This window comes from Oleiphilus sp. HI0043 (genome assembly GCF_001634935.1).
In genome coordinates this window covers 1-1,492 of the sequence record NZ_LWEY01001563.1, presented here as the reverse complement: position 1 = coordinate 1,492, position 1,492 = coordinate 1, and the positions used below count along the sequence as shown (strand labels likewise).

The window sequence follows — 1,492 nt, the reverse complement described above, 5'->3', positions numbered from 1 at the left end:
CCCTGAAGCATTAACTCCTTCATGAATTTCGTATCGGGATTGCTAAGCAGCTTCATATAGTGCCCAAGCTTGTAATTTGGAGCAACAGTGACGTCGCCATAATAATTCTGAGACATCATAGAATAAGCATGACCAGAAACTTGTCGAAGCATCTCAGATTTGGTATGAGTTCTTATATAGTCACTCACTGCCTGGCCATGAAATTTTGCTTCGGCTTTAACAAGCGCTAGGGGTAATTTTAAGAAACGATTACTAGACAGCCCTTTTGTTCGTTCCAGCAAAGGCACTACATGAGGATTGGTTTGACTTACGATAGAATAATTAACATCGTAGAGGTGCATTAGGCGCTCGATTGGCAAGTCGCTAACCATGCTGCCATCAACCCAGCGTAAGCGGGGCATATACGGTACGTTGTGTCCATGTTCATCTTTCTTAAGCAGTTTAACCGGGGGGAAAATTCCTGGAACTGCGCAAGACGCTAACGATGCACTCCACGTTAGCATGTATGGAGATGTGTAACCTGACAATAATCTAGCCTTTTGATGAGCCTGGACAGGCGAAACAGTGATATTAATACTCCGCCCCGTCTTCTCGTAGGCCTCTTGCATCGTGTATTCACCTACATAACTACGAATATAGTCTTGCAGCTGACGCTGATCCATAAAGCCTTTGCCTTTAATACCATTCAATAGGCCCATCCACTTCCAGGCTTTCATATTATGGGTATTAGGGTCAAACAAGGAAGGTAGTTCGTCATCGGTATGCGTCCCTAAGGCGGCAGCAATGATAGAACCGGCGCTTGAGCCAGTTACGACATCTGGCAATAAGCCATGCTCCCACAGGGCCTTTACAACACCGATATGGAAGACTCCTAAGGAAGCGCCGCCACTTAGCAATAATGCGGGGCGACCGAAGGATAAAAGTACATCTTTAAAAAAATCTAACTTTTTATTTGATGGCATATCAGAGGTTTGCCTATCGCAAAGATAGGAAAGGCAATCGCAAACTTCTTCAACGTATTCTTCAATGAGTGTTTTGGTGCCGTAATAGCATTGGTTATAAAGGCGTATGTCACCCATATTGCCAAGGTCATGATGCAAGCCTTCGCGAATGTCTCGATACAAAGCGGTGAGATCACCATTTTGCTTGTGCTCTCTTAAAAGACAGAGTCGATCAGAAATAAGTTCGTAGTTATATACATCAGAAGCAATATTGTCTTTCCAGGCATCATTATGTTGCATGGAGTCGAGTGTTTGAGCGGCGTCCTTCCATTCAAGGAATGAGGTAGCCTGCGACATTCTTTGTTTTTCTTTTTTTATCGTGGTGTGCATCTTAAAGCGAGCCATATAGTTGATTTTATCTTTTATCCCATCAATCAACTATAGGTTATTTTTTTCTGCAGATATATTGAACTTGTATTAAGCCCTGTGAACTTATGTTAAATAAGCCTGATATTAGAAGTCCTCGTAATCAAAATCTTCATCATCAGCGA

General features: G+C 42.6%; 1 protein-coding gene. It reads right to left on the bottom strand.

The window, feature by feature from the left end:
• Positions 1-1,298: DUF3336 domain-containing protein (locus tag A3729_RS23295; protein ID WP_197476005.1), on the bottom strand; the 1,298-nt coding region annotated here is incomplete at its 3' end.
• Positions 1,299-1,492 lie beyond the last annotated feature (194 nt).